This is a genomic window from Streptomyces sp. NPDC001714 (assembly GCF_042892755.1).
Taxonomy (GTDB): domain Bacteria; phylum Actinomycetota; class Actinomycetes; order Streptomycetales; family Streptomycetaceae; genus Streptomyces.
Map to the genome: position 1 here is coordinate 341193 of NZ_JBIAUL010000004.1, position 25899 is coordinate 367091.

General features: G+C 72.1%; 26 protein-coding genes. 9 read left to right on the forward strand and 17 right to left on the reverse strand.

Features of this window, described 5'->3' with window-relative positions; translation table 11 throughout:
• Positions 1 to 75: 75 nt before the first annotated feature.
• The gene (locus ACFY0P_RS13160; protein ID WP_388910883.1) at positions 76 to 1701 is read left to right on the forward strand and encodes a protease pro-enzyme activation domain-containing protein; all 1626 of its coding nucleotides are present in this window, start codon (positions 76 to 78) and stop codon (positions 1699 to 1701) included.
• A 96-nt stretch (positions 1702 to 1797) separates the two neighbouring features.
• Here the strand turns inward: ACFY0P_RS13160 and ACFY0P_RS13165 are convergent, their stop codons facing one another.
• Together ACFY0P_RS13165 and ACFY0P_RS13170 are read right to left on the reverse strand one after the other, a co-directional pair.
• On the reverse strand, positions 1798 to 2598 hold the full coding sequence (locus ACFY0P_RS13165; RefSeq protein ID WP_388910885.1) for a hypothetical protein: 801 nt from the start codon (positions 2596 to 2598) through the stop codon (positions 1798 to 1800).
• A gap of 154 nt (positions 2599 to 2752) precedes the next feature.
• Positions 2753 to 4639 (reverse strand): hypothetical protein, encoded by a 1887-nt coding sequence (locus ACFY0P_RS13170; RefSeq protein ID WP_388910888.1) that lies wholly within the window; start codon positions 4637 to 4639, stop codon positions 2753 to 2755.
• Between the two features lie 544 nt (positions 4640 to 5183).
• On the opposite strand from ACFY0P_RS13170, the gene ACFY0P_RS13175 reads away from it, so the two are divergent.
• Together ACFY0P_RS13175 and ACFY0P_RS13180 are read left to right on the forward strand one after the other, a co-directional pair.
• Positions 5184 to 5486 carry a GH25 family lysozyme gene (locus tag ACFY0P_RS13175; RefSeq protein ID WP_388910891.1) on the forward strand — a complete coding sequence of 101 codons (303 nt, stop codon included), beginning with the start codon at positions 5184 to 5186 and terminating at the stop codon, positions 5484 to 5486.
• A gap of 65 nt (positions 5487 to 5551) precedes the next feature.
• Positions 5552 to 6301: a D-Ala-D-Ala carboxypeptidase family metallohydrolase gene (locus ACFY0P_RS13180; RefSeq protein WP_388910893.1), complete on the forward strand. Its 750-nt coding sequence runs from the start codon at positions 5552 to 5554 to the stop codon at positions 6299 to 6301.
• Positions 6302 to 6362: 61 nt separating this feature from the next.
• On the opposite strand, the gene ACFY0P_RS13185 is transcribed toward ACFY0P_RS13180, so the two are convergent.
• The 4 genes from ACFY0P_RS13185 to ACFY0P_RS13200 all read right to left on the reverse strand — a co-directional run bounded on the left by ACFY0P_RS13185 (position 6363) and on the right by ACFY0P_RS13200 (position 10659).
• Positions 6363 to 7451, reverse strand: coding sequence for a helix-turn-helix domain-containing protein (locus ACFY0P_RS13185; RefSeq protein ID WP_388910895.1), 1089 nt, complete (start codon positions 7449 to 7451; stop codon positions 6363 to 6365).
• A 156-nt stretch (positions 7452 to 7607) separates the two neighbouring features.
• Entirely contained in the window at positions 7608 to 8570 is a 963-nt protein-coding gene (locus ACFY0P_RS13190) for an alpha/beta hydrolase family protein (protein WP_388910898.1), read from the reverse strand.
• Positions 8571 to 8757: 187 nt separating this feature from the next.
• Positions 8758 to 9480 carry a hypothetical protein gene (locus tag ACFY0P_RS13195; protein ID WP_388910901.1) on the reverse strand — a complete coding sequence of 241 codons (723 nt, stop codon included), beginning with the start codon at positions 9478 to 9480 and terminating at the stop codon, positions 8758 to 8760.
• 351 nt (positions 9481 to 9831) lie between these two features.
• The gene (locus tag ACFY0P_RS13200) at positions 9832 to 10659 is read right to left on the reverse strand and encodes a LysR substrate-binding domain-containing protein (RefSeq protein WP_388910904.1); all 828 of its coding nucleotides are present in this window, start codon (positions 10657 to 10659) and stop codon (positions 9832 to 9834) included.
• Between ACFY0P_RS13200 and ACFY0P_RS13205 the strand changes: the two genes are divergently transcribed.
• Together ACFY0P_RS13205 and ACFY0P_RS13210 are read left to right on the forward strand one after the other, a co-directional pair.
• Entirely contained in the window at positions 10564 to 11076 is a 513-nt protein-coding gene (locus ACFY0P_RS13205; protein WP_388910907.1) for an EamA family transporter, read from the forward strand. The two genes, ACFY0P_RS13200 and ACFY0P_RS13205, sit on opposite strands and share 96 nt — an antisense overlap.
• 118 nt (positions 11077 to 11194) lie before the next feature.
• The gene (locus ACFY0P_RS13210) at positions 11195 to 11521 is read left to right on the forward strand and encodes a hypothetical protein (protein WP_388910909.1); all 327 of its coding nucleotides are present in this window, start codon (positions 11195 to 11197) and stop codon (positions 11519 to 11521) included.
• 24 nt (positions 11522 to 11545) lie between these two features.
• On the opposite strand, the gene ACFY0P_RS13215 is transcribed toward ACFY0P_RS13210, so the two are convergent.
• The 3 genes from ACFY0P_RS13215 to ACFY0P_RS13225 form a co-directional block, all read right to left on the reverse strand.
• Positions 11546 to 12379, reverse strand: a complete 834-nt coding sequence (locus ACFY0P_RS13215; protein WP_388910911.1) for a helix-hairpin-helix domain-containing protein — start codon at positions 12377 to 12379, stop codon at positions 11546 to 11548.
• Positions 12376 to 12810 carry a hypothetical protein gene (locus tag ACFY0P_RS13220; protein ID WP_388910914.1) on the reverse strand — a complete coding sequence of 145 codons (435 nt, stop codon included), beginning with the start codon at positions 12808 to 12810 and terminating at the stop codon, positions 12376 to 12378. The genes ACFY0P_RS13215 and ACFY0P_RS13220 overlap by 4 nt, the downstream gene beginning before the upstream one ends.
• A 148-nt stretch (positions 12811 to 12958) precedes the next feature.
• Positions 12959 to 14152, reverse strand: coding sequence for a BTAD domain-containing putative transcriptional regulator (locus tag ACFY0P_RS13225; protein WP_388910917.1), 1194 nt, complete (start codon positions 14150 to 14152; stop codon positions 12959 to 12961).
• A gap of 144 nt (positions 14153 to 14296) precedes the next feature.
• Here ACFY0P_RS13225 and ACFY0P_RS13230 point away from each other — a divergent pair, with 144 nt between their 5' ends.
• Complete coding sequence (locus ACFY0P_RS13230; protein ID WP_388910919.1) at positions 14297 to 14839, forward strand: NUDIX domain-containing protein; 543 nt, start codon at positions 14297 to 14299, stop codon at positions 14837 to 14839.
• A 374-nt stretch (positions 14840 to 15213) separates the two neighbouring features.
• Entirely contained in the window at positions 15214 to 15585 is a 372-nt protein-coding gene (locus ACFY0P_RS13235; RefSeq protein ID WP_388911466.1) for a BlaI/MecI/CopY family transcriptional regulator, read from the forward strand.
• Between the two features lie 265 nt (positions 15586 to 15850).
• Here the strand turns inward: ACFY0P_RS13235 and ACFY0P_RS13240 are convergent, their stop codons facing one another.
• The 3 genes from ACFY0P_RS13240 to ACFY0P_RS13250 all read right to left on the reverse strand — a co-directional run bounded on the left by ACFY0P_RS13240 (position 15851) and on the right by ACFY0P_RS13250 (position 18538).
• Positions 15851 to 16402, reverse strand: a complete 552-nt coding sequence (locus tag ACFY0P_RS13240; RefSeq protein WP_388910922.1) for a hypothetical protein — start codon at positions 16400 to 16402, stop codon at positions 15851 to 15853.
• Between the two features lie 346 nt (positions 16403 to 16748).
• Positions 16749 to 17660 (reverse strand): M56 family metallopeptidase, encoded by a 912-nt coding sequence (locus ACFY0P_RS13245; protein WP_388910925.1) that lies wholly within the window; start codon positions 17658 to 17660, stop codon positions 16749 to 16751.
• A 311-nt stretch (positions 17661 to 17971) separates the two neighbouring features.
• Positions 17972 to 18538 (reverse strand): class I SAM-dependent methyltransferase, encoded by a 567-nt coding sequence (locus ACFY0P_RS13250; protein ID WP_388910928.1) that lies wholly within the window; start codon positions 18536 to 18538, stop codon positions 17972 to 17974.
• Positions 18539 to 18670: 132 nt separating this feature from the next.
• On the opposite strand from ACFY0P_RS13250, the gene ACFY0P_RS13255 reads away from it, so the two are divergent.
• Together ACFY0P_RS13255 and ACFY0P_RS13260 are read left to right on the forward strand one after the other, a co-directional pair.
• A complete protein-coding gene (locus tag ACFY0P_RS13255; protein WP_388910931.1) occupies positions 18671 to 19942 on the forward strand; it encodes a sensor histidine kinase in 1272 nt (423 codons plus the stop codon).
• Positions 19939 to 20631, forward strand: coding sequence for a response regulator (locus tag ACFY0P_RS13260; RefSeq protein WP_388910934.1), 693 nt, complete (start codon positions 19939 to 19941; stop codon positions 20629 to 20631). Before ACFY0P_RS13255 ends, ACFY0P_RS13260 begins: the two co-directional genes overlap by 4 nt.
• 176 nt (positions 20632 to 20807) lie before the next feature.
• Here the strand turns inward: ACFY0P_RS13260 and ACFY0P_RS13265 are convergent, their stop codons facing one another.
• From ACFY0P_RS13265 to ACFY0P_RS13285, 5 genes are all read right to left on the reverse strand, one after another.
• Positions 20808 to 22052: a sialidase family protein gene (locus ACFY0P_RS13265; protein ID WP_388910937.1), complete on the reverse strand. Its 1245-nt coding sequence runs from the start codon at positions 22050 to 22052 to the stop codon at positions 20808 to 20810.
• A 589-nt stretch (positions 22053 to 22641) separates the two neighbouring features.
• Positions 22642 to 23394 (reverse strand): SDR family NAD(P)-dependent oxidoreductase, encoded by a 753-nt coding sequence (locus tag ACFY0P_RS13270; RefSeq protein WP_388910940.1) that lies wholly within the window; start codon positions 23392 to 23394, stop codon positions 22642 to 22644.
• On the reverse strand, positions 23385 to 23939 hold the full coding sequence (locus ACFY0P_RS13275; RefSeq protein ID WP_388910942.1) for an HdeD family acid-resistance protein: 555 nt from the start codon (positions 23937 to 23939) through the stop codon (positions 23385 to 23387). The genes ACFY0P_RS13270 and ACFY0P_RS13275 overlap by 10 nt, the downstream gene beginning before the upstream one ends.
• Before the next feature lie 76 nt (positions 23940 to 24015).
• Complete coding sequence (locus tag ACFY0P_RS13280; protein ID WP_388910945.1) at positions 24016 to 25347, reverse strand: Dyp-type peroxidase; 1332 nt, start codon at positions 25345 to 25347, stop codon at positions 24016 to 24018.
• Positions 25334 to 25861, reverse strand: a complete 528-nt coding sequence (locus tag ACFY0P_RS13285) for a hypothetical protein (protein ID WP_388910946.1) — start codon at positions 25859 to 25861, stop codon at positions 25334 to 25336. Before ACFY0P_RS13285 ends, ACFY0P_RS13280 begins: the two co-directional genes overlap by 14 nt.
• Between the last annotated feature and the right edge of the window lie 38 nt (positions 25862 to 25899).

A 25899-nucleotide genomic window follows, 5' to 3' on the forward strand; every position in this document is an offset into this window, starting at 1 on the left:
GAGTTCCTACGGTGATCCCGTTCCGCTTCCGGGACACTCCCCACCCCCCACCCCCCACTCTCCGGAGGAACTTCGGTGAAGTCACGCCTGAAACTGCTCGGTCTCGTCGCCGCGCCGGCGCTGATCACGGCGGTCGTCCCCGCCGCCTACGCGGCCGACGCCCCGCACACCGCCCGTGCCGCCGTCGCCGGGGACGTGCTGACCGGCCTGAAGCACGACGCGTCCCGCACCGGCGAGGTCAGCCCGGGCAAGCGCATATCGGTGGCGATCAGCCTGACGCCCCGCGGCGGCAGCGCCCTCGACACCTTCATCGCCAAGGTCAGCGACCCGCACTCGGCCTCCTACGGCCACTACCTGACGAAGGGCCAGTTCGCCGCCCGCTTCGGCCGGACCGGCGCCGAGGTCGAGCAGCTGAAGGACTACCTGCGCGCCCAGGGCGTCACCGTCGGCAAGGTGCACTCCGGGAACCTGCTGGTCGACGCCAGCGGCACCGCCGCCCAGCTGCAGAAGGCGTTCGGCACCCGGCTGTCGACCTGGAAGGACTCGGCGACGGGCCGCTCCTTCTACGCCAACGACAGCGCGCCGACGCTGCCTTCCTCCCTCGCCGCCATCGTCAGCGACGTGGCCGGCCTCAACAACCGCGTCCAGCTGCACCACCAGGCGACCCCGCACACCGTCTCCCCGCACAACGGCCCCGGCGGCGGATACACCCCGGCCCAGCTCAAGGGCGGCTACAGCGTCTCCGGGACGTACACCGGCAGCGGCCAGAAGATCGCGCTGCTGGAGTTCGACGGCTTCCAGCAGTCCAACATCACCAAGTACGACACCAACTACAGCCTCGGCTCGCCCACCCCGACCGTGTCCAAGGTGGACGGCGGTTCCGGTGCGCTCGGCGACGGCCAGGTCGAGGTCGAGCTGGACATCGAGGTCCTGCACGCCATCGCCCCGAAGGCGAACGTGACGGTCTTCGAGGGCCCGAACTCGGACGCCGGTGAGGTCGACACGTACCAGGCCATCGTCGACAGCGGCATCCCGACCACCTCGATCAGCTGGGGCGCGGCCGAGTCCGCCCGCACCACCTCCAACATCAACGCCGTGGACACGGTCTTCAAGGCGGGCGCCGCCGAGGGCCTCGGCTTCTACGCGGCCTCCGGTGACGACGGCTCCGACGACGCGGGCGACGGCGGCACCTCCGTCGACTACCCGGCCAGCGACCCGTACGTCACGGGCGTCGGCGGCACCAAGCTGACCGTCACCTCAGCCAACGCCTTCAGCAAGGAGGTGGCCTGGTCCGGCGGCGGTGGCGGCAAGTCCTCCGTCTTCAAGATCCCGAGCTGGCAGACGGCCGTCCAGAAGAGCGCGGGCGGCGGCTACCGCCAGGTCCCGGACGTCTCGGCGCACGCCAACCCGAGCCCCGGTGTCTCCATCTACTCGCAGGGCTCCTGGTCCTCGGTCGGCGGCACCAGCGCCGCGGCCCCCGAGTGGGCGGCGTTCGCGGCCCTCTACAACCAGCAGGCCGCGGCGGCCGGCAAGGCCAACCTCGGCTTCGCCAACCCCGCGCTGTACGCGGCGAGCGGCACCGGCTTCCACGACATCACCAGCGGCAGCAACGGCGCCTACTCCGCGGCCACCGGCTGGGACTTCACCACGGGCTGGGGCTCGTACAACGCCTCGACCCTGGCGACGAAGCTCCTCGGCTGACGCCACGCCCCGAACCACCCGCCCCTGCGCACACCGGGAACCGCCCCGGCCCGCGCAGGGGCGGTCGTGTTCACCCCACCTCACCCCACGTCGTTCTCACCTGACGTCCACGAAGTCGCCGGCCGCCGTGGCCGGGCCGGTGGTGGCCGTGCCGGCGAAGACGAACCGGAAGTAGCCGTCGGCCTTGGCCTTGGTGGTGGTCCTCAGCGCTCCGGCAGTGCCGCTGCTGACGGTCTTCAGGGTGGTGTAGGTGGAGCTGCCCTTCTTACGGAACTGCAGCTCGACCGCCTGCCCCTGGTAGCCGGTGTAGCTGCCGCTCTCCCAGTTCGCGCGGCTGAGCTTGCCGGTGACGGTGATGGTCCTGCCCTTCTTCACCGGCTCGGGCGAGGCGTTCACCGTCACCTTGGCCAGCCGCTTGACCCGGGCCGTGCCCGCGGCGTCGATCTCCGTCCAGTCGTCGGTGCGGTCCTGGGCCCCGGCGAGCACCTTCCAGGTGCCGGCGAGGCCGTTGTGGTCGAGGTCCCGCGCGGCGTCCACGGCGATGCTCACCTCGCAGGTGGAGGTGGTGGGGTCGGTGGCCGACACCGTGCACGTACCCGTCGGCGGGTACAGCGGCAGGTGGCCGTCCTCGTCGTCGGTGTTCGGTCCGTGCCACAGGTAGGCCCAGGACGCGGCGACGCCGTCCGGGTCCGTCGCCGTCCAGGTGATGGTGACGGTCTTCTTGGTGGTGAGGCCGAGGACGATGTCCTTGCCTCCGTTGACGACGACGTGCGAGAACACCGTGTCACTGGACGCGGCCCGGTCCGCCGCCTGGGCGGCTGCCGGGAGCACCGACACGGAGAGGGCGGAAAGGCCGGTGGCAAGGGATACGGCGGCGAGGGCCGGGCGGATGCGCATGGGATCCCCCTTCGGGATCGACGGCTCGCCGCCTCCGTACGGCGAGTCCTGATGCTGTGTCACACCCGCTAGACATGCGAAGAAGAGCCATGGTTGCCCTGTTGTTCCCTCCGTGTTCACAGAGATCGGACGGCTCCCGCCGCCCCGGAGGGGATCAGGATCTGCGCAGGACGCGGTTGGCCCCCGCCACGACCGTGGTCACGAGGACCCAGCCCACGCTGACCAGGACGACCACCGCCCACTGCATGGCGCCGTGGGAGCTGTACGACCGCTCCTGCCCGAAGTCGACCACCGGAAGCAGCAGGTCGAGGGTGTACACGGCCGGCTGGAAGTCCGGGGGCGTGCCGTCGCCGTAGGGCAGTGGCGGCCAGGTCGCGAACAGCACGGTGCCGACGGTGAAGCAGACGGCGAGCAGCAGCACCGCGCGCAGCGGCCGGTAGCCGTAGCCGACGGTGAGGTCCTGGAGGAGGCTCCAGATCCGGGCGGGCCAGGCCAGGGTGGCCCGCCTGCGGCGCTGTTTGGCGAGCAGGACGAGGCGGGCGTCCGCGTCCCGGCCGTGGCGCCGGTAGTTGGCGGCCAGTTGCTCGTAGGGCTGCGGGACGAAGCCGGCCGGGTCGCGGTCGAGCCAGGTCAGCCGGCGGTGCCCGGGCAGCGCCGGCTTGGTGCTGTCATAGGCGAGGCCCTCCAGGACCAGCGAGCGGGGCCAGCCGGCCGGGTCGTCGCGGAGCACGCCGACCCGGGTGTGGCTGAGGTCGACGACGCCGTGCGGTGCCTCGCGGGGCTTCAGCGTCAGCTCGGCGGCCGCGGACCGCCGGCAGATCAGGGCCCGCTCGCCCGCCGGGACGTCCAGCAGGGCGTTCTCGAAACAGAGCCTGGCCCGTACGGTGATGCTGCTGAGGGAGATCCGGCCGTGCGCGGTCAGCCCGTCGCAGCAGTTGAACTCGGCCCCCACCTCTATGCCGTTGGCCCGCAGGGCGGCGGCCCCGGCGCGGCCGGTCAGCTCGGCGCCCTCGAACAGGGCCGACCCGCCGACCCGGGCGTCGCAGAGGTCCACGGTGCCCTGCGAGACGAAGCCGTCCCGGCAGTCGAGGTCGCCGCCGACATGCAGGCGGTGGGCCCTGAGCGCGGTGCCGGCCGGATGGTGCAGCCGGGCCCGCCTCAGCACGACGCTGCCCCGCACCGCGGTGTCCCGCAGGTCGGCGCTCCCGCGCACGGTGAGCCCCGAGCCGGCCTGTATGTCGCCGCCGACCGACGCGCAGAGCAACTGCAGCGCGGGGTCTCCGCCCGGTGCGTCCGGGCCGGTCAGGGTGGCGTCCTCCAGGTGCAGCGAACCGCCGATCGAGGCGCCGTAGAGGTTGATCCCCCCGTCGCTGGAGAACCCCCGGTCGAGGTAGAGGCCGCCGCCCACGGTCAGTTCGGGAGCCTGGAGGCAGGCCCGGTCGCCCTGGAGCCGGGCACCGCGGAAGCCGAGGGTGTCCTGCACCCGGGAGCTCATGAGCCGGACCGGCCCGGTGCACACCAGTCCGGCCGCCGAGAAGTGTTCCTCGACGGCGAGCGACTGCGCGTCGACGGCCGCCGTGCCGTCGGGCGCGTGCACCGTCGACCGGTCGAGCAGCAGATGCGTACCGACGGTCAGGGAACGCAGGTTCAGGGTGCCGTCGAGGGTGCAGCCCACGAACTCGCACTCCTGGCCCACCCGCGCCCCGGCCGCGCTCAGCCCCGGCAAGGCGCAGTCCTTCAACTGCAGCACGCCGAACTGCCCGCCGTCGAAGCAGGGCACCTCGTCGAAGCGGCAGGAGTCGAGGCGGATCGCGCCCTGGACGGCCGCCTCGGCCAGATCCAGGGTGCCGGTGATCCGGGCACCGCGGAGCCGGAGCCGGGCCAGCCGCCCTGGCACGGGGCGCGGCGCGGCGACGAGCAGCCACCGCAGGGCCTCGGCCCGTACCACCGGCACGTCCTCGCACCACTCGCCCCGCCGGTACGCCTCCCACAGCCGGCGCTCGTGCGCCTCCCAGCCGTCCGGCGGGCCGTCGTCCGACACCCTGTGATCCCCCTTCACACACGTCCCCGCACACGGCTGCGAAGCAGGACGTTGCTACCCGAGGGACACGGAGATCACGCCTGTGGACGGCCGTGACCGCACAGGGCGTTGAGGTGCGCGCCTCCCCCGCCGCCGCGGGTGTCCCACGCCCGTCCCAGCGCCACTGCGTCCCCGCAGGTCACCGGCGTGTGATCGTCCCGGCGTCCCGATCCGGGCGGGCGGATCCGGACGGCGGTGCGGCCGCTGCCAGCATGTCCCCCACCGGGAGCTCCCGGCCACTCACAGAGGGGGAACACCGATGGGACGGAGGACGCGTCTGCGGGGCCTGCCCCTCGCCGTGGCAGCGGTCCTGCCCCTGTACGGTCCCACGGCGGTGCACGCGGCCCACGGGCACTTCGCCCGACACGGGCGGCGCGCAGGCCGACCGGTTCATCGCCGCGGTGCGGGCGACCGGCTACACCGGGCAGCGCGCGGGCGACCTGCCGCCGGTGTTCGACCTGGAGCGCATGGACGACGGCACCGGACGCTGTCCCCCTACGGCACGGTGGCCGACGCCGAGGCCTGGCTCGACCAGGTGGAGGCGGCCTTCGGCCGTACGCCGGTCATCTACACCCAGAAGTCCTTCCTGGACGCCTGCCTGGGCTCGACCACCGCCTTCGCCCGGTATCCGATGCAACTCGCGGACCACCACCGGTCGATCACCCGGCCGCCGCTGCCGGACGGCTCGACGACCTGGGCGATGTGGCAGTACACCGACGCCGCGCTGTTCCCGGGCATCGAGGCACCGGCGACCGCCGACGTGTTCAACGGCACCCAGGCCGACCTGGACCGGCTGGCCAACCGATGATCCGCCCTGCGCGTGCACGGCCTCTTCCCGCACCACCGTTCCCGGAAGTCACCGAAAGGACGACCATGACCTCCTCCTCCCGCCCCCTGGACCGCCGCAGCCTGCTGCGCGGCACGCTGGCCGCCGGCGCCGGCATCGCCTTCGGCCAGCTCATGTTCCCGGCCACCGCACAGGCCTATTCCTGGTCGCGCACCCTGAACCAGGGCGCCACCGGCGCCGACGTGACCGAGCTGCAGATCCGGATCGCGGGCTGGGCGGCGGACAGCGCCGCCCACAGCCGGGTGAGCATAGACGGGGACTTCGGCCCCGGTACGGCGGCGGCCGTCCGCCGGTTCCAGACCGCGTACGGCCTCACCGCCGACGCCAGCGTCGGACCCAACACCCAGGCGAAGCTCAACGCTCTGGAGCAGTCGGACGGCTCCACGCTCCACTTCAACTGGAGCGAGTTCGTGAACCAGTCGGACGGCACCTTCAACGGCGGCAAGCTGAGCGCGTCGCAGGTGAAGGAGAACGTCCGGCGCTGCATGTACAAGCTGGAGGCGCTGCGCAAGAAGCTGGGCGACAAGCCGATCACGGTCAATTCCGGCTTCCGCAGCATCGCGCACAACGCCGAGATCGGCGGGGCCTCCGACAGCATGCACCTGTACGGCACCGCGGCCGACCTCGACGTGCCCGGGGTGGCCACCAAGACCGTCTACCAGAAGGCGGAGACCTGCGGGTTCTCCGGGCTGGAGACGTACACCGTCGACCACCAGCACGTCGACAGCAGGGCCGACCTCGGCCGTGCCTGGTGGTGGGAGGACGGCACGGTCTGACGCCGCTCTCGGGGGAGCGGAGCTCCGGGTACCGCCGCTTCGGTACCCGGAGCTCCGGGCTTCAGCCCGTCGGTGTGCTCTTCGGGGTGCTCTTCAGCGCCGCCTCGCAGGAGGGCCAGTCGTGGAAGTCGTGCCGGACGCTCCACAGCCGGTGGGCCGCCCTGATGTTCCAGTCCGGGTCGAACGCCCGCAGCGGTGTGCCGTCGAGGTCCCGCAGGCGGGCGTCGGAGATCTGGAACACGCCCCAGTTGCGGCTGCCGTTGGTGTTCGGCAGGACGTACAGCGGGTCGAGGAACGACGCGCAGCGGGCGACGGCCACGGCGGTGCCGGGATCCTCGACGAACACCTCACGGATCCGCTTCGCCACCCTGGCCGGCGGCCAGGTCGTCATGCTCACCTGCTGCGCGTAGAGAGCCTTCTTGGTGGCGTCGTCGACCACGTTGGTGGCCGGCAGCCCCGCCAGTACCTGGAACGCCGTCACTCTGCGCAGGGTCTCCGGCCCGAAGTCGCCGTCGACGGCGAGCTTGCCCTTCGCCCGCGCCAGCAGGGTCTGGACCTCCCGCACGCAGTCGTCGTGCTGCCCCATGCTCACGGTCCTGCACGCCGCGGAGTCCAGCACCTTGTCACCGGACGCCGACGCGGCACCGTCGGGGGAGCTTCCGGGCAGCCACACGAAGCCGGCCGCCAGCACCACCGCGACCGCCACCGCGGCGGCCAGGACCGCGCCCCGGGGGGACGGTTTCCCGGGCACCCGGAACCGCCGCGGCCGCCCGGTCTCCGGCGGGGTGAGGTCGGACTGCGGCGGAGTGACGTCAGTCTCCGGCGGGGTGAGGTCGTCCGGTACGGCGGTCACCGGCACGCTCTCCTGCACGCCCTTCTCGGCGGCCGCGGCCGGTGCGTCCCGGTCGGTGTCCGCCAGCGCCCACAGCCGGTGGAGTTCGCGGAGTTCTTCCGCGTCGGCGCCGCACACCTTGGCGAAGGCGTGCACCACGCGGTAGTCCACCGGGACACTGAGGCCGGAGCAGTACCGATGCAGACTGGAACCGCTGACGCCCGCCTCCTTGCCGAGGCGGTCGTATCCCCGGCCGCTGCGGTCCTTCAGCATCCGAAGGTGGGCGGCGAACTTCTCGGTATGCGGAGAGGCAACCACGCGTCCCCCGTTGCTCAAGCCTCTACTGACGGGTAGAAGCTACACCGCGGGAAAGGAGCGCGTATGGCCTTTCGGTGCCGTATTACGGCCGTCAACGGCCTTTTCAGCGACAGTATTTGACAAGGCATCAAACAAATCTGTCTCCCCCCGTGCGGCCTACTTGCACTCGACCCGTCCGGCCGGGGCGGTCCCGGTCGTCAGTGCCTCGCACGCCGTCTGCCAGGCGTAGGGGTCGGACTGGAGCTGGGTGCGCAGGTAGGCCGCGGTGAGGTGGCCGAGGGCGGCGACGCGCTCGGGGCTCTCGTCGGTGGTTTCGTCGGCGTCGTATCCCGATATGCCGCCCAGCAGGTGCTCGGCGCCGAACAGGGTGAGCAGGGTCTTGGGAGCGGGGGCGAGGTGGTAGGGGTCGGCGTGCCAGCCGGGGCCGATGTCGGTGAAGTGCGGGGAGTCGTCCTTGTCGCCGGCGACGACCAGGGTGGGCGCGGTCATCGTGGAGAAGTCGGTGGCGTGGAAGAACGGCACCTTCTCGGCCATCCAGCCGTTGAGGACGTCGCCGCCCCGGCCGGGTGCGGCGAGCAGCACGCCCGCCTTGATCCGGGGCTCGCGCAGGTCGACTTCCGTCGCGGTGTCGGGGTCGGTGGTCCGGGCGCCCAGCAGGAGACTGGCGGTGTGGCCGCCTAGGGAGTGGCCGGCGACCGCGATCCGGTCGTGGTCCAGGCGCCCGGCGAGCTGCGGCACGGTGGTCTCGATCTCGTCGAGCCGGTCGAGGATGCGGCTCATGTCCTCGGCGCGCGAGCGCCAGAAGAAGGGGGCTCCCGGGGCGCCGGCGAGCCGCCCTGCCAGGGTCCGGGAGCTGAGGTGGGTCGGCTGGACGACGGTGAATCCGGCGGCCGCCCAGAGGTTGGCGAGGGGGGCGTACCCGTTCAGCGAGGAGAGGTTGTTGGAGCCGCCGTGCCCGTGGGAGAGCAGGACGACGGGCAGTCCGGTCCCGGTCGCCGGCGCGGAGACACGGACCTGGAGGTCCACGGGCCGTCCGGGCACGGTCAGGGTCACCGGGCTGTACGACAGCACGGGTACGGGCGGGCCGAAGGTGTCGGTGGTGTCGGTGGATGCACTCATGGCGAGCGGTTCCCTTCTGCGTCCCGCGCGTCGACGGCCAGGCTCCGGCCAAGCCGACGAAACGGGACGCCGTCCCGATTACTATCCGGAACAGTGTCCCGTTTTGTCAAGCGACGCCTGGAGAAAGCCTGGTGCCGGCCGGGAACCCCGACGGGCGGACGCCGGGGCTTCCTCGCGGAGACGGGCCTCAGCCGTGGTACAGCACGCGAACCACGTACGCGTCGGCCGGCAGTGTGTCGAGGTGGTCGTTGAAGTACCGGCGTCGCTCGGCCCCCGCGACGGCCACCCAACGTCCGTCCAGGGTCAGCAGGTAGTCCGTGTGCAGGGCGTCGTCCACGGCGTGGCGTACCAGGGTGTCGAGATCGCCGCTCAGCCGGGCGACCGGGTCGCCGCCCACGACGTCCTCCAGTTCCGGGTCGTCCAGGAGCGCCGCGATGACCGGTTGCGTGCGGTAGTCCTCCACGGCCTGCACATGCGGGTAGTTCTCGGGGTCGGCGACATGCCGGGCCCAGAAGTCGCCGAAGGCGCGGGCAGGCGGATGGGCCGAGGAGAACTCCTGCCAGGTCTCGAAGGCCAGGCGGGCCCCGGCGGCCGCCCGCGCACGCGGCTCCTCGAGGTCCAGCAGCGCCCGCGGTCCGCCGTCACACAGCGAGAGCGGAACGTTGCGCGGCTCCCCGGACCGGGATTCGGCACCCCGGATGAGGCGCGGATCGTGCTCGTGCCCCGGGACGACCGTGAACTCGCAGCCCCCGCCGTCGACCCGCCAGTAGTCCCACCAGGTCTCGACGGCCGGATCGCCGATGCCGGCGTCGCGGTTGTAGTCGTACGGCGCCATCGCCGCCCCGATGGCCTCGACGACGTCCCCCGGGTCGCACGGGGGGACGCACACCGTCACTCGCTCTCTCGACATGACCCTTTCCTCGGTCTCTCGTCACACCCGCGCCGTCGGACGAACCCGTCCCGGATCGCCATCGGCGCACCCGCCCCCGGTCACGTCCCGATGGTGCGGAACGCGCCACCCGGCCCCGCTCCGGGACCGGCCTGCCCGGCCCTGGAGAGGACCTGGCCTGCCGGAGCCTTGTCGGGTTGTCAGACGCACGCGTGGCGTCAGTCGTTGCCTGGTGCCTGGGAGGTGCCGACAGGGCGACGCCGGCGAACGGGCTGACCGGACAGGGGAGAGCGCGGACGGTGTACGCGTCCGATCGCCGGGGGTTGTCCGAGCCCGCCGACGGCACATGGAGGTACCAACCGCAACCGACACTCATGGCGACCGCGGCTCAAAGTTCGGGCCGGCCGTGGTGGCCGCGTCCCGCAGCGCGTCCAGCAGGCCGCGCAGGGCAGGCTGTTCGAGGGCGGTCTCCCGGGCGGCGGCCGAGATCACCCGGACCGGCTCGGGGTTGCGGACCGGGCGCACGACGACCCCGGGGTGCTGGTTGCGCAGTCCGAGCCGTGGCATCAGGCCGACGCCGAGACCGGCCGCGACGAAGCCCTGCGCGGTGGCGTTGTCCTCGCTCTGGATGACGAAGTCGGGGCTGAAGCCGGCCGCCGCGCAGGAGTCGATGACGGGCTGGAGGCAGGGATCGGGGGGCTCGCTGCCCACCCACTGTTCACCGGACAACTCGTGCAGGTCGATCCTCTCCTCGCCGGCGAGCGGATGGCCGAGGGGCAGTACGGCCGCGTACGGGTCGTCGAGGAGGTGGACGAGCCGGAAGCCGCCTCCCGGGCGGTCCTGCGCCTGGACCACCACGGCCAGGTCGGCCCGGCCTCCCGCCACCTCCTGGAACGGGTCCTCGGAGTCGGTGAGTTCGAGGTCGACGCGGACACCGGGGTGCTCGGCGCGGAGTCTGGCCAGGGCGGGCGCCACCAGCGTGGAGCCGGCGGTGGCGAAGTAGCGGACCGACAGCCGGACGGTGCGCCCGGCGCGGAGGTCGGCGAGCGCCGTCTCCGCCTGGGCGACCGCCACGTCGCCGCGAGCGGGCTGACCGCGCTCGCCGTGCCGATCGGCGGTCTGGACGCGATCGGCCCCGGCCCGGCGGTCGTCGTCGCGGCCGTCGTCCTCGGCGTGTTCTGCACCGCGATCACCTTCCACCTCACCTACCGGATCATCAACGACGAGGGCGCGACCGACGCCGCCGTGGTCGGCTACCTGCTGCCGGTGGTGTCCGTGCTGCTGGGGGCCGTCGTCCTGGGCGAGGACCTGAGCGTCCGGGTGGTGCTGGGGATGGCCGTGGTGGTGGGTGTGGGGATGACCCGGAGGCAGGGGGCGACCGCGGAAGCTGTGGCTGCCGCCGGGGAACCGGCCGTCGCGGAGTCGGAAACCCCCGGGCCCGCCGCGGACCTCCGCCCGGTCGGCTCCGAGCCCGCCGCGGAGGACCGCCCGGCCGAGGCCCCGCTCCTTCCGGCCGGGCCAGCCGCACCGCGCCGCGGGCGCCACGGTCACCAGGCGCTGGACGCCGCCGCGGCTCGGACGTGCCCGCCCGAGGCGCGGCGATCCGCGGAAAGCTGATTGGCGATCAGTGCGCAATGGGCATGAACCGGATACGGGCGTACGGCGCCGCTCCACCCCGCGGCCGATCCGGTTCCCGATCCGACTTCCCTGTTCCGCACCGGTACGGAGAGACGCCATGAGCACGACCCATGACATGCAGCTGGTCAACACGTTGGCATCGGGCGCCGAGGAATGGTTCTGCCCGAGTTGCCGGCGACGGATACTGATGCAATGGCCGCCCCGGTACGAGCTGGTGGTGCTGGAGCGCGGCGACGAGAGCGTCACCCATGCCGGAGGGAAGGGCGGCCTGTCGATCGCAGGAACCGACGTGTCCGCCGTGCCGACCGTCCCGCAACCGTCGGCCATGCCTTCCGGGCCGAGGCCGGAGGACAGCCGCTGGCTGCGGGAGATCGGCATCGCCTGGGACGAGGAGGCGGGCCCGGACTCGGGTTCCGCCGCGTGAGGCGCGGTCCGGTGCCGGTCACCGTCACAGGCTGAGCACGAGCCCGTCCACGGTGGCCGCCAGCGCGGCCGGGCGGAACCCGCCGGGCTCGCGCAGGCTGACCGCGATGCCCAGGCTGTGGGTGCCGGGCGGCAGACCGGGCAACGGCACCCGGATGACGGGGTGTCCGGCGACCATCACGCCCCGGCCTTCGGCCAGCATCCGCCGTCCGGCGTCGGTCAGGGTCTCGGTGACGGCCGCGTAGTACGCGAAACGCTGCTCCGGGCCACCGGACGGCGGCAGTTCGAGCGTGGCGTCCATGGCGAACGGTGCCCACGCCCGTACGGTGCCGCCGTCCCCGACCGACAGCCGGGGCTCGGCCATGACGACGGCCGGCGTCGGCGGCACGGGGCGAACCTCGGACTCGTCGGCTGCCCCCGGCGCCACCACCGCCTCCGGCTCCGGCTCCGGCTGCGCGTCGGCCTCCGGCGGAGCCGGCCGGCCCAGGACGCAGGCCAGCAGCGACTCGGCGTCCCACTCGGGCCAGTGCCGGGTCTCTCCGGTGCGTAGTCTGCGGATCTCCGTCGCGCGGATCCGGCCCCGGTCGAGCCGGACCCGCAGGACGAAGCTCACGTACTCCTCCTCGTCGGCCGGCTCCGGCTCCGACTCCAACCCGGGTTCCGCCGCGGCGAGTTCCGCCGCGTCCTTACGCCATCGCTCGGCCCTGCTCACGGACATGCCGTGCAGGCCGTGCACGGCGGCCAGCACCTCTTCCGTGGATGCGGCGGACAGTTCGGCGCAGGTACGTATTCCGGCGGCGGCCAGTCTGCGCGCGGTGGACGCGCCGACGCCGTCGATGCGGGTCAGCTCTTCGGTCACGGCCACTCTTTGATGATCTCGATCACCGGGAGCGTGGTGAACGCGGCGATGCCGGGGTTGGCGGGGAACTGGACGAACGCCGACAGCTGGTAGAGCCCGGGCTCGATGGTGCCGGCCGGGATCTTCACCTCGGTGTCGGTGCCCTGGTAGACCTTCGTGGGCGACGGCAGGGCTGTCTTCAGGCTGCCCTCGCGCGTTGTCGTGAACGGCGGGGTGTCGGCCAGCGGGGCGAAGGCGTAGGTCACCTTGTACTTGTCGCCGTTCATCGACGGGATCACAAGGCCGTCGATCTCGAAGACCAGGTTCACCTTGATCTGCTTGTCGGCGTCGAGCACGTACTGGGACGGGATGCCGTCGTTGTCCGTCACGTGGATGACTGTGGCGTCGATCCCGAACGCGGGGTTGCTGCCGAGTGCGGGCTGTCCGGTCATGGTGGTCTCCCCCTGAGACGTGAGCGGTAGGCTCGGTGGCGGGGTGCCACCGGCCATGGCACCGGTTATGCCGGACGCCGCTTAACGGCCTCGCCGGGCGCCGCTTAATCGCGCGGCCCGGCGCGTTAAGCCACGCGTTAAGCGGCGCTCACACCGGCAGGTCGGCGCGGAGCCGGTCGTACAGTTCCGCCGTCTCGCGCTGCGGCGGTATGCCGAGTTCGGCCCGCAGGGCCTTGGCGCAGGAGCGGAACTGGAGGATGGCCAGGTGGGGTTGGCCGATCCGGCTCAGGCAGCGCATCAGGCGGCGGTGGGCGCTCTCCCGGCACGGGTCCAGCTCGACCAGCCGGCGGCAGAGCTCGGCGCAGGGGACGTAGCGTCCGGTGGTGAAGTGCAGTTCGCTGAGCCGGGCGAGGGCGTCGAGGTGGGCCAGGCGCAGCCGCTCCCGGTAGAGGGCGCTCCACTCCTCGTACGGGGATTCGGCGAGGAACTCGCCCCGGTAGAGGGCGAGCGCCTGTTCGTAGTCCGTCACCGCGACGGTCTTGTCGCCGCGGTCCTCCGCGTCCCGGGCGGTGTGCAGCCGCAGCTCGAACTCGTCGCAGTCCAGCCACAGGCCGAGGCCCGGGCAGAGCCGGTAGGTGCCGCAGCTGAAGACGACCACGGGGTCACCGGTGGCGGTGCGCAGGGTCTGGCGCAGCTGGTGCAGTGCGACACCGAGGCTGTTGCGGGCGGCCTCGGGGGCGGAGTCCGGCCAGAAGGCGTCCATCAGGGCCTCCCGGTGCGGCCAGGGGTCGCGGTGGGTGGCCAGGAAGGCGAGCAGTGAGCGGGTGCGGTGGCCGTTCCAGCCCTCGGCGGGGACGCCGTCGACGCTGACGTTGAGCGAGCCGAGCAGGGCGATCGCCAGTTGGGGCGTGAGGTGCGCGGCAGGCCCGGCCGGGTCGGGAGACCTGTGCGGTTCCGGGGCGCGCCAGGTGTTGCGCAGCCGCCCCCACAACCGGGGGGCGGGGTCGGCGCGGGCCGCGTCGCCCGATGTCTGCGGTGGGGGCCGGTCGGGGTCCGGCGATCCGGCCTGCCGGAACCAGTCGGCGGCGGTCTCACGGTCCCCGGCCAGCAGGGCCAGGCGCCCCTGGCGCAGCTGGGCGGCCCGCAGGTGAGTCGCCAGGCCCGCGGAGGCGGCCAGCATCGCCGCGGTACGGGCATGGGCGGCGGCGGTCGCCAGGTCGCCGGTGTCGGCGGCGGCGTCGCTCGCCCCCAGTAACTCACGGCAGAGCCGGTCGTTCGGGACTCCGGGCAGTGGTGGTTGCAGCGGCGGTTGCGGCGCGGATGAGTTGCTGTGACCAGGCATGACGTCTCCCCCTGCGGTTCTGCCTGGCGTCCACTCAAGGGCGGTGGTTTGTGTGTGTCAATCCGCATTTCGGTGTAGCGACCGACGGCGCCGGCAGGCCGTCGGGGCCGATTCCGCACCGCGGCCCGACGACCCTCCCCTAGCATGCCGAGCGAGCCCATCTACGAAGGGAAACCCGTGGCGGACCGGCGCACCGGCGGCAGGCCACCGGCCCTGCGGCCCGCGGTGGAATCGATGACTCTCCTGGCGGCCGCCGTCATCGTCCACGACAGGGAGAACGACCGGGTCGTCCTCCTGCAGCGCGGCCCGGGCGCCAAGTACGGGAACGGTCTGTGGGACCTGCCGGCCGGCAAGAGCGACCCCGGCGAGCCCGTCACCGGAACGGCCGTGCGTGAACTACGGGAGGAGACCGGCCTGGTCGTCGATCCGAGGTCGCTGCGCGTCGCCCACCTCGTCCACGGCGCCTGGGGCGTCGAGGCGCCGGGCGGCTTCCTCACCGTCGTCTTCGCCACCCACGAGTGGACCGGCGAGCCGGTCAACGCCGAACCGGCCAAGCACACGCAGGTCCGCTGGACCGGCACCGGCGCCATCCCGCAGGCCATCGTGCCGACGACGGGCATCGCCCTCGGCCACTATCTGAACGGCGGCACCCAGCTGTCGACCGCCGGCTTCGACGACGCCGGGTAGGCCTCGCCGGGCGCGTTCACCACCACCGTCTTCGCCGATCTCTACGTTGAAGTGCGGCCTCGTGAATCCCCGTTGGACGCGACAGCTTCTGGGGGCGTACGACCACGCGGCGTTCACACCACGCTGCAGCGCTTCCTGGCAGCAAGCGCGATTGCTGCCCGAGGAAGGAAAAAGCCGCAGTTCAGAAGGTTTCTCCCGCGTAGCGAGTGGTGGGGCGGGTGGGACTCGAACCCACGGCCGACGGATCATGAGTCCTCCGAGGATCCTGGCGGCCCTTGCCGATCAATGCTCGTCCTCACCCGGGCCACCCCACCGGCCGTACCGCAGCCTTTACGATGACTCCCATTACCGCGGTGCAGAAGGAGACGCTGGGCATGCGACGGCTGGGCGATCTGGAGGCGGAGATCATGGACCGTCTGTGGAGGTGGAGGCGCCCGGCGACCGTGCGCGAGATCGTCGACGACATCAACCGGACCCGGCCCGTCGCCTACACCACCGTGATGACCGTGGCCAACATCCTCCACAGCAAGGGCTGGCTGGTACGCGAGGAGAAAGACGGCCGGGCCTGGCTGTACGAACCGGTCCGCACTCGGGAGGAGTACTCGGCCGCCCTCATGGAGGACGCCCTGAGCGCCAGCGAGGACCGCCCGGTGGCGCTGACCCACTTCGTGGACCAGATGTCTTCCACCGAGATCGCCGCGCTCCGCAAGGCCCTGCGCAACGCGGGAAGACGCGCCGAAACGTAACCGGCGCCGCCGGCGGGCAGGGTCGCGAGGGCCGGACACGCGTGGGAGACGCGACTCCTGTTCGCCCCGCACGGCGAAGGGCGGACGGCCTCTCCGGGACGCCGGCCCATTCGGACGCGAAGTCCTGGATGAGGATCGCTTTCCGCGCCCTGTTCCGTCCGGCACAACCCACCCACCGTACCCGCCAGGGGTATATGGATCTACTAAGCGAGCTGCGTACCCGGCATCGGCCGACGACCGGCCGCCGCAGGGCACGCAGCGCCCGTCACCCCGAGGTGGCCGTCTTCTTGCCCGCCGGTGTCACGGCGAACCATGTGCCGTTCTTGCCCTGGCCGTTCATCTCGCCGGCCTTGGTGTCGCCCATGTAGCGGTACAGCGGCCAGCCGGCGAGGGTGATCTGCTTCATGCCGTCGTCGCGGGTGAGGACGCCGACCTCGGCCTGCACGCCCATCCCCTGAGGGGTGCCGTCGGCCATGACGGGCATCCAGGTCTGCGCACAGTCGCCGGTGCACATCGACATGTTCACCTGGTCCTTGTCGTAGCGGTAGAGCGTGAAGCCCTTGGCGTCGGTGACCACCGCCCCCATGCCGGACATCGTCTTGGCCATCAGCATGTTCGTACTGACCATATGGCCGGCGCCGCCGCTCGGGGTGGACGTGCCGCCGTCGGCGGGTGCCGTGGTCTCGGCGGGTGCGGAGGCCGCCGGTGCGGCCGCGCCGGTGTTCGTGGAGTCGCCGCCGGACGATCCACAGGCGGTGAGCAGCAACGCCGAGGCGACGCCCGAGGCCATGACGAGGGCAATGCGGTGCCGGGACACGGAGTTCTCCCTTGTTGTTACACGGGTTATCTACTGATGCCCTTAGTACGTTCGTGGATGGCGGACCGTTCAGTCGCAGGAGACGCACATGACGAGATCTTTGCTCGGAGCCTCCCGGCGATCTCGTAGTCGGCCGGCGCGGTCGCCACGGGGGGATACCGCGTTCACCGGTCAGCGAGTGAGGCGATGCCCCGGTGAGTGGCCTCGGAGCCGGCGAGGTCGTTCGGAGCACGCGGTCAGGCGGCCCGAGCGCGCGCGACCGTCAGGGGCGCCGCTGATATCCGGCGTCACCGGCTGACAGGGCGCCCTGACCGACCCGTCGGGGACGGTGCGGGTCCTGCGGGTGTCAGGGAACGCACGCCACCGTCAGGGGCAGCGCCGGAGCCAGGACCGTGGCCACGACGATGCCCAGCCATGCCACGCGGTGCGGCCGGGGCTGCGGTGCGAGGACGCGCCGCAGCCGGATGAGGACTCCCGAGCCGCCCGCACCCAGTGCCGCCGCCGGCGCTCGTCCCGCCGCGACCTCGCACATCGCCGTCGCCAGCGCGTCCCTGGAGTGATGCCGCAGGGCGCGGTCGTCCGCGATCATCTCCAGCAGCAGGTTCGTCTGCTCCTTGGCGTGCCGGGCGAGCGGCAGACCGCGGAACGCGCGCGAGAACGCGTCCACCAGGATCTTCAGCAGGTGATGCCTGCCCGCGATGTGGGCGCGCTCGTGTTCCAGTACGGCGCGCAGCTGTTCCTCGGTGAGGATGTCCAGCGCGCCGCTGGTGACGACCACGCGGGCGCGGCGTCCGGCCAGGCAGTACACGGCGGGAATGCCGTGGTCGACGATCGTGGCGCCGTACTCGGGCGCGGGTTCGCCGACGAGGGTGAGCATGTCCAGCTGGCGGTTGCCGGCACGGCGCGCCCGCCAGGCGCACCGGACCAGCGATCCGACCGGCAGCAGGACGACCGCGACGGGTGCCGCGATCGCCAGCGCGTCGTCGAGGGCGGGGGGCGCGTCGCCCGCCGACGTGGCGTCCGCGGGCAGTCCGCATGCGGTGAGCAGCCCGATCACGCCGTCGTGCACATGCTGTTCGGCCGTCACCGCGTGGTACACCGAGAGGGCGGTGGCGACGACGAACGTGACCATGAGGCCCTGCCACGCCAGGACGGCGACGGCCGGGGCCCGGTGCGCCCACAGGGTCCTGGCCAGCAGGGGCGGCACCACGGCACCCACCAGGACCGCGTATGCGGCCAACCCCGCGGCTGTGATCATGCGCTGCTCCGCCTCTTCACCGCTCGGAGCGCCGAGCGTAGCGCGTCCGCTTCCGCCGTACTCGTCTGATCCACGAAACCGGCCGGAGCGCCCGCCGGGTCCGGAGTGTCCGCGCCTCATCGTTTCGAGCGCACGGGCGGCCCGTCGGGCCCGGCAAGAGGATCTCCTGCGGCCCGGCCCGACCCGACTTCGCGAGGGGACCGGCACAACCGCGGGTCAGACCTGTGTTCCTGCCGATCCGCCTCCTCGTCGTCGTGCCTGGTCCTCGCCAATTCCGGTCGTGGTCCTCGCTCTCGTGGGTCTGCTCGCGGTCATGGCCTCCGGATGGCCCGGTGCACGAAAGCCGGCGGCAGGTTCGCCCACACCGTCTTCGAGCGTTCCAACCCGTCGAAGCGGCTGGTCAGTTCGGCGGTGAGTTGACGGGCGGGCGGGGTCCAGGCCGCGTGCAGGTAGGCGAAGGTGGTGAACCGCCCGCCGGGCGCGAGGACTTCGGCCACGGCATCCAGGATGTACCCGCGCCGGTTCCGCGGCATGACAGTCCACGGCAGCCCGGAGACCACCGCGTCGACCGGTTCGCCGACCGCGGCGGCCAGCTCGGCCGCCGACCCCTGCACCACGGTCAGCCGGGTGTCGCGCCGGGTGGCCGTCAGCCGGGCGGCGAGCACCGGGTTGAGCTCGACGGCGACGAGCCGGGCGTCGCAGGCGAGCCGGGCGAGGATCGCGTCGGTGAACACCCCGGTCCCCGGGCCGAGTTCGGCAACGGTCCGGGCCTGCTCCAGGCCTATGCCCTCGGTCATCGCGTACGCCAGCCGTCGTGAACTGGCCGCCACGGCACCGGTCATGAGGGGCCGTCTGAGGAACTCCGTGGTGATCGACATGGCGGCCATGGTGGAAACGCCCCGGGTGGCCGCACGTCGTATCCCCGGCCGGTGTCCGTACGACTGCGGGAGGACCCCGTGACACCCGCCAGGACGATGCCGGGGAGCGGGCCCCGGCCGTAGCGTGAGGCGGTGCAACGGCTGATCGAGACCCTGCCACGCCTGCGGCGCGGACATCCGTGGCTGACGGACCTGCTGCTGGTCGTGCTGGTTGCCGTGCCCCCGGTGATCCGCCCCCAGCCGGGCTGGCGGCCCGTCTGGGTACAGACGGGCGTGTACGCCGCCCTGGTGCTGCCTCTGTTGTGGCGCCGCAGTCGGCCGCTGCTGGTCGCGGCCCTGGTGACGGCCGGGTTCTGGGCGCAGTTTCTCGGGCAGGTGTGGGGACAGGAACCGGGACGCGGCGCCGTCGCCCTGGCCGCGGTCCTGGCCACCCTCACGGTGCGCGGCCTGCGCCGGGCCGCCGCGGCGACGGTGATCTGTGCCGCCGGCTGCGTCGTGCTGTGGATTCCCGGCTGGCAGCGGGACTACGGGGGCCCGGGGGCCCGCGGGGCCTGGCTCACCCCGCTCGCCGTGGGGCTCCTGCTGGCCGGGGCCTGGGTGTTCGGCGAGTACGTCCGGGCCCGGCGCGCCCATATCGCCGAGTTCGAGCGACGGGTCGCGCTCGCCGAGTCGGAGCGCATCGCCCTGGCCCGGGTCGCCGTGGCCGAGGAACGGGCTCGCATCGCCCGCGAGATCCACGACGTCCTCGCACACAGCGTGAGCGTGATGGTGCTGAACGCCGAGGGCGGCAGGCTGATGCGGCACGCCGACCCCACGGCCGTCGACCGCACCCTCGGCGTCATCAGCGCGACCGGCCGCGAGGCCCTGGACGAACTGCGCCGACTGCTGGATGTGCTGCGCACCCCCGACGCGGACGCCCCAGCCGGCGACCCCGGCCCCGGCCCCGATGACGGTGGGGCCGGCGAGTCCCTCTCGGCCGATCTGCGGCGGCTGGTCGGGCGCCTCAACACGAACGGCACGCGCGCCCGGCTGGACCTTCGCGGAGAGCCGGGCGGCCTTCCGGCGGACCTCACCGTGCAGACGTACCGCATCGTGCAGGAGGCGCTCACCAACGTCGTCAAGCACGCGCCGCCGAACGCCACGATCCACGTACGGGTCGACACCGGTACCACCGAGGGGCCCGGGCGGCTGGTCCGCGTCCGGGTGGAGAACTCGGCCGGAGCCGGAGCCGTCCCGGACCACCCCGCCCGACCGCTCTCCCGCGGTCACGGACTCACCGGCATGCGCGAACGCACCGCCCTGCACGGCGGGAGCGTCGACGCCGGACCCACACCCGACGGGGGCTACCGGGTCACCGCCACCCTGCGCCCCAGCGAGCCCGAACCCACCACGGCGACCCCGTGACCGGCCCGGCCCCGGCTCCTGCTGCGCCCTCGTCCCGCGTGCTGATCTGCGACGACCAGGAACTGATCCGGATGGGACTGCGCATGGTCATCGACAGCCAGCCCGACCTCACGGTGGTGGGCGAGGCCGCCGACGGCGACGCGGCGATCGCGGGCGTTGCGGCCCTGAAGCCCGACCTCGTCCTGATGGACGTACGCATGCCCGGCCTGGACGGGCTCGCCGCGACCGAACACCTCTGCGCCCAGCCCCATGGACCCCGCATCCTCGTCGTCACCACCTTCGACCTCGACGAGTACGCCTACGCGGCCCTGCGCGCCGGCGCGAACGGCTTCCTCGTCAAGGACGCCCCCGCCGAGGAGATCCTGGTGACCGTCCGTGCGGTACTGCGGGGCGAGGTCATGGTGGCGCCCTCGCTGACCCGGCGTCTGGTCGCACGCTTCGTCCTGCAATCCCCCACGTCCGCGCCCGCCCAGCGCGGCCGCCTGGCCGCACTCACCGAGCGGGAACGAGAAGTCCTCACCCTGGTCGCCCGGGGACTGGCCAACGGCGAGATCGCCGACCGCCTCTTCGTCGGGGAGACGACCGTGAAGACCCACCTCGGCCGGATCCTGACCAAGCTCGGCCTCCGCGACCGTATCCACGCAGTGATCTTCGCCTACGAGAGCGGGCTGGTACGAGCCGGGGACTGACTGGCCCGGAGCACGCGCCCCGCGGACCGCCCGCGACTGAGACCGGGGTTCGCGAACATCCGGGACCAGCCGCACCCGGTCCGGCGCCCCTGCTACGCGCCTGGGGCCGGCAGCCGCCGCCCATACCGTGCCTAGGAGCGGGCAGAGGGGTGCTCCAGCTCGCCTCTGTCCGGGGGTCAGGCGCGGGGACGGCGAACAGCGGCGGTGAAGATCTGCGCGCGGCCGGTGCGCGTGTCGGTCCAGATCGGGTGGAAGACAGCGCCGGGAGCAGCGGCCAGTCCCTGGTAGTTGCCGAGCCAGTGCGTGCTGCCGGTGTCGATGGCCTGCCGGGGATCGAAGGCCCGCGTGGTGACGCGCAGGGGCGGCCCGAAGACGGGTTGGGTGGATGCGGCTCGCACCGGGTCCGAGATGTGGAGCAGGACATCCACGCGCAGTGTCGCCAGGGACAGTGCATAGAGGGAGATCGCGATGCGTCTGTCGTCGGCGATGGCGAGTTGGGGTTGCAGGTAGACCACCTCGTCGCCGGCCGCCACGGTCGTCGGTCCACTCCACGTCGGTACGGGGCCGGTGGGGCCGGCCGAGGTCGCCAGCAGCAGGCGCGACCTGCCGGTCGCGTCGTCGAAGCCGGTGACGGCCGCGCAGACAAGACCACCGTCGGCGGCAGCCGCGAGAGCCGGGCCGCTCTTCGCGGTGACGTCTCCCAGACCCGGCGCCATGGCCGGCACCTCGGCCACCGTGAACGGCTCCGTGAACGTCTCGCCGTGGTCGCCGGAGGTGACGGCTCTCAGGAGCACGTCACCGCTCGGGGAGGGCGTGACGTAGGCGACGGTGAGCGAACCGTGCGGTCCGGCCGCGGCGACGGGGGCGATGGCCCGGGCACCTGCGGCCGGATCAAGTGCGCGCGGGGGCTGGAAGGTCCGGCCGCCGTCGGTGGAGCGGGCGACGACCACACCGTCGTGGGCGGTGCCGTACACCCCCGCGGCGAGGTACAGCGGCGCGGATGCGCGGTGGCTTCCCGTGCCGATCGTGAGGCTGGGATGGTCCACCAGCCCACGGCCACCGGCGATCGCCGTGGCCGATGGCCGGAAACCGCGCCCACCGTCGTCGCTGCGCCACATCAGGACGTCACCGTGGCGCGGCTGTCCCTGGGTGGCCACGACGCAGCACACGAACGCGCGGCCACATCTGTCGAAGGCCACGGTCGGATTGCCGTCGAAGTCCGGTACCAGGCCGGGCAGCAGGCCCCGCGCGCGCCAGGTGCCGCCGCCGTCGAACGACGTGTACGCGGCTACGCCGATGTCGGATCCGACGAACACCCGGCAGACGGCCAGCAGGTTGTGCGGATCGAGTGGATTGACCGCGACGACCGGTTCGATGCACGCGGCGAAAGCATCATCGGTGACCCGTGTGTTGCCCGGCACCTTGGCTTCTTCCCGCCTCGCCGGCGTCGTCGTCCGTGGCAGATTGCGGGCCGCCATCCACGACAACACCGACACCGGCACACCGGCGAGGGCCCGCCGCGACACCATTCGACCGAATGCTCCCATGGCAAAGGTCCCTTCCGGCCCGCCGATCGCCACCTCGGCGCGGACATCCGGCTCACACGTCGAGGTCATGGCTGATGGTGCGCGCTTCACCGCACCTTGTCATCGACCCCTGGTATGCCGTCCGTGGTCTGACGGAACGCACCAAGAGTCATCCGCGGGAACGAGTGACATGCCAAGGGCCCTGGTCAGCGGACTGGATACCGGTCGCCCCTGCACCGGTGCGCGGGCCGCGGTAGGGGGCCGGGATCTTGACGGCCCTTGCCGGTCATTGCCGATGCGCGCCGTTCTTGCAGGTCAGACGTGCTGATCGGTATCAGCCCCGCGCAGTGCTTGTCGATGCGTTCCTGTCCTTGCGGCCCCTTACCGACGAGATGACGCTCCCCCTGCCCCGGGTGGAGCATCGTCCCTGACGAGTTCATCTGCCGGGCATCGTCTTCCCCGCGCACGGCAGGCCGTGCCTCCCTCAGTGCGCGAGCCGGGTCGCCTCCGACCGCCGTACGCGCAGTTCGGCGATGTACGCCTCGTAGTCAGCGGCCTTCCGCTGGAAGCGGACCGGTGTGGTCGGATGGGTATAGATCATGAACCGCTCGTCCCGGACGGCCTGGAGCACGGTCTCCGCCACCTCCTCGACGGTGATCGCGTTGCTCAGCATATACGGCGCCGCGTCGAGGATCGGGGTACGGACCGCCTCCGGGCAGATCACCGAGGTGCGGATGCCCCGGTCGGCATAGGTGAACGCGAGCCATTCGGCGAACCCCACCGCCGCGTGCTTGGCGGCCGCGTAACCGGGGCTGGTGAGTTCGGTGAGCAGCCCGGAGGCCGAGGCCGTGTTGAGCAGATAGCCCTCGCCCCGCTCCAGCATGTGCGGCAGGACGTGCCGGGCCGCCCAGACGTGGCTCATCACGTTGACGGCGAACACCTTGTCCCAGACGCCCTGGGGGGTCATCGGGTCCATCTCGTGGCCGATCCCGGCATTGGAGCAGAACAGGTCGATACGGCCCTCGTGGGCGAGGACGTCGGCGACGAGCCGTTCGATGTCGGCTTCTTTGCTGACGTCGGCCTGGACGTACCGGAGTCCGGCGGTCCCGGCCGGGGTCTGCGCCGCGAGGTCGGAGACGACCACCCGCGCCCCCTCGGCCGCGAACCGGGTCGCGAGGCCCCGACCGATGCCACTGGCACCGCCGGTCACGACGACGGTCCTTCCGTTCACGTCCACTGCGGGCTTCCTTCGTCCTGGTTCCGGCCGGGCCGGGTACGGGGTGCGGTGTGCGCGGCCGTCACCAGGGCGGAGACGCCGTAGACGATCGCGTAGAAGCCGAAGAGGGTGGCGAGGGTGAGAACGCCGACATCGGGACGGACGGCGAGGACGACACCGAAGGCCAGGGTGGCCAGGCCGCTCAGGATCCACATCGCGCGGTTGCCTGCGGGCGCGCCGCGCCGGAAGCCGAACCCGACCTCGAACAGACCGGCGGCGACCGCCCAGATCGCGATCCACACGGCGAGCGCCAGGGCGGTGATGCCCGGCCACACGAGCGCGGTCACTCCGGCGGCGAGCGAGATGAACGCCAGCAGGAGACGGCCGACGACGGGGCCGGCGCGATCACCGCGGAAGGCCACGGCGGCGTCGTTCCCGGCGCTCATGAAACAGTTCACGGCGAACAGGATCACCAGGGCGCCGACGGTGATGCCCGGCCAGACGACCGCGGTCAGGCCTAGGACGACGGCCACGACGCCTCTCCAGGCGTAGGGGGAGGACCACACGTTTCTTCTCCTCGTGGATTCATGACTGGATTCATGACTGGATTCATGACCGGACTCGCGGATGGACCGACGGATCTCACCAGCGGCCGTCGGCCAGGTACTGCAGGCCGTTGACGCCGGGCAGGAAGACGTGTTCGCCGCCCTTGGTCACGACGAACGCGGGCAGGCCGCGCAGGCGGCGCCGCACCGGCTTCGCCGCGTAGCTGAAGTCGGCGTCGGTGACGTGGTTGCCCGCGAGCGGGTCCTGGTCGGCGCCGGCCGAGATGAAGTCGCCGTCGTTGACCCACTGGGACTGGACGAACTCGAACTGCCGGGCCGGGTCGGCGTTGGCGAAGGCCAGGACCACGCCCCGGTCGACGCCGTCGTCCTCCAGGACGCCCTCGGGGAGCATCGGCCCGTAGGCGGCCCCCCGGCGCAGAAGCTGGTGGAGGCGGACGTCGACGATGGTGTCCTTGAGCGCGTCCCGCGGGTTGACCCGGCGGATGTGGGAGGCGATCGGGGTCCGCAGACCGCGCGGGTCGTCGTCGTGGTAGGCGAAGTCGTTGAGCCGCTCGGGCTCCACGGTCACGTCCTTCTCCGGCGACAGGGCCAGCGGGCAGCCGCTGCGCCAGCGGCCGGCCATCTTCGCGGCGAGCAGTTCGGCGCCGTACTCGTCCTCGGACCGTGCCGTCAGGAAGCGGCGGAACTCCGCGACCTTCTGGTGGAGTTTGCGGATGGACAGGTACGTGCCGTTGCGCCACAGCGCCTCGGGGCCCGGGCCGGTGGCGGTCCGGCCCAGTTCGTTGACGTAGCCGAGGACGAACTCCCCCGGTTTCGCGAGGCTCTGGCCGCGCCTCGGGGTGCCGCCCTGGCCCTCGATGTACGGGCGGCTGATGCCGTCGGCGTAACCGAAGTGCTCGCGCAGGTTGTCCGGGGTGCGGATGTCGAGACGGCTCACCCGGCGCACGGAGGGCAGGTCCTCCTGGGCGCCGTGGCCGATCGCCAGCTTCTCGGCGAACGCGGTCTCGTCCGGGGCCATCAGCAGCACCCCTATGTCGAAGGAGCCGTGCTCGGGCAGGTCCCAGTGCGCCGGGTCGCTCTCACCGATGTCGCCCAGGAACTCCTTGCGGGTGCGCATCGGTTCGCGCAGCTCGCGGGGGAAGCCGTCGAGGATCTCCTGCGGCAGCCCGATACGGGCCAGACCCGGGTGGGTGAGTACGACGTTGAGCCAGGCGTCCCCGTCCGGGTGCTCCCAGCCGGCGGCGGTGGTCACGTGGGGCAGCAGCCGGCGCAGCATGGCGCGGCCCTCGGCGGCGTCGCCGACCTCGTACAGCAGGTAGGAACCGAAGTAGGGCAGCGGCCGTTCGCGGAGGATGGTGCCCTGGATCCGGTCCAGATCCAGGGCACCGACGGCGTCAGTTGGCCGCATCGAGAACCTCGGAGAGGGCGTCGTTCAGACGCTTCATGCGCTTCACGTCGTGGACACTGCTGTCCGAGGTGGCGTGGAAGTACAGGTCCGCCGAGTAGGAGCGGGAGATCACCAGCTCCGGGGTGCCCGGGTCGTCGTAACCGTTGTAGCCCTCGACGATCTCGCCGAAGATCTCGTCCAGCCAGGGCTGGGCGCGGCCGATGTCGGCGAGGTAGGGCTTGAAGTCGCCGTCGTACACCAGGGTGATGAGCATCCGGGTGTCGTTGTCGAAGAGCAGGATGCGGAAGTTGTCGACCGTGCCGACCTTGGTCTCCCAGTAGCCGGCCTGGGCCTGGATGCTCGCCACCCGCTCGCGGAAGATCTTGCCCCCGTTCGGGGTCAGCGGCGTGATGATGGTGAGCTCGCCCTTCTTGCCGATGCGGCGGCCCGGGCCGTCGGGCTGGTCGCTGATGGGCTGGGCGTGGGCGTAACGCTCGTCGGTGACGTCGACGGCCGGGGTGGTGGTGTCGGTCATGGCGTGCTTCTCCTCGAAGGCTGTTCTCAGTCGTGACA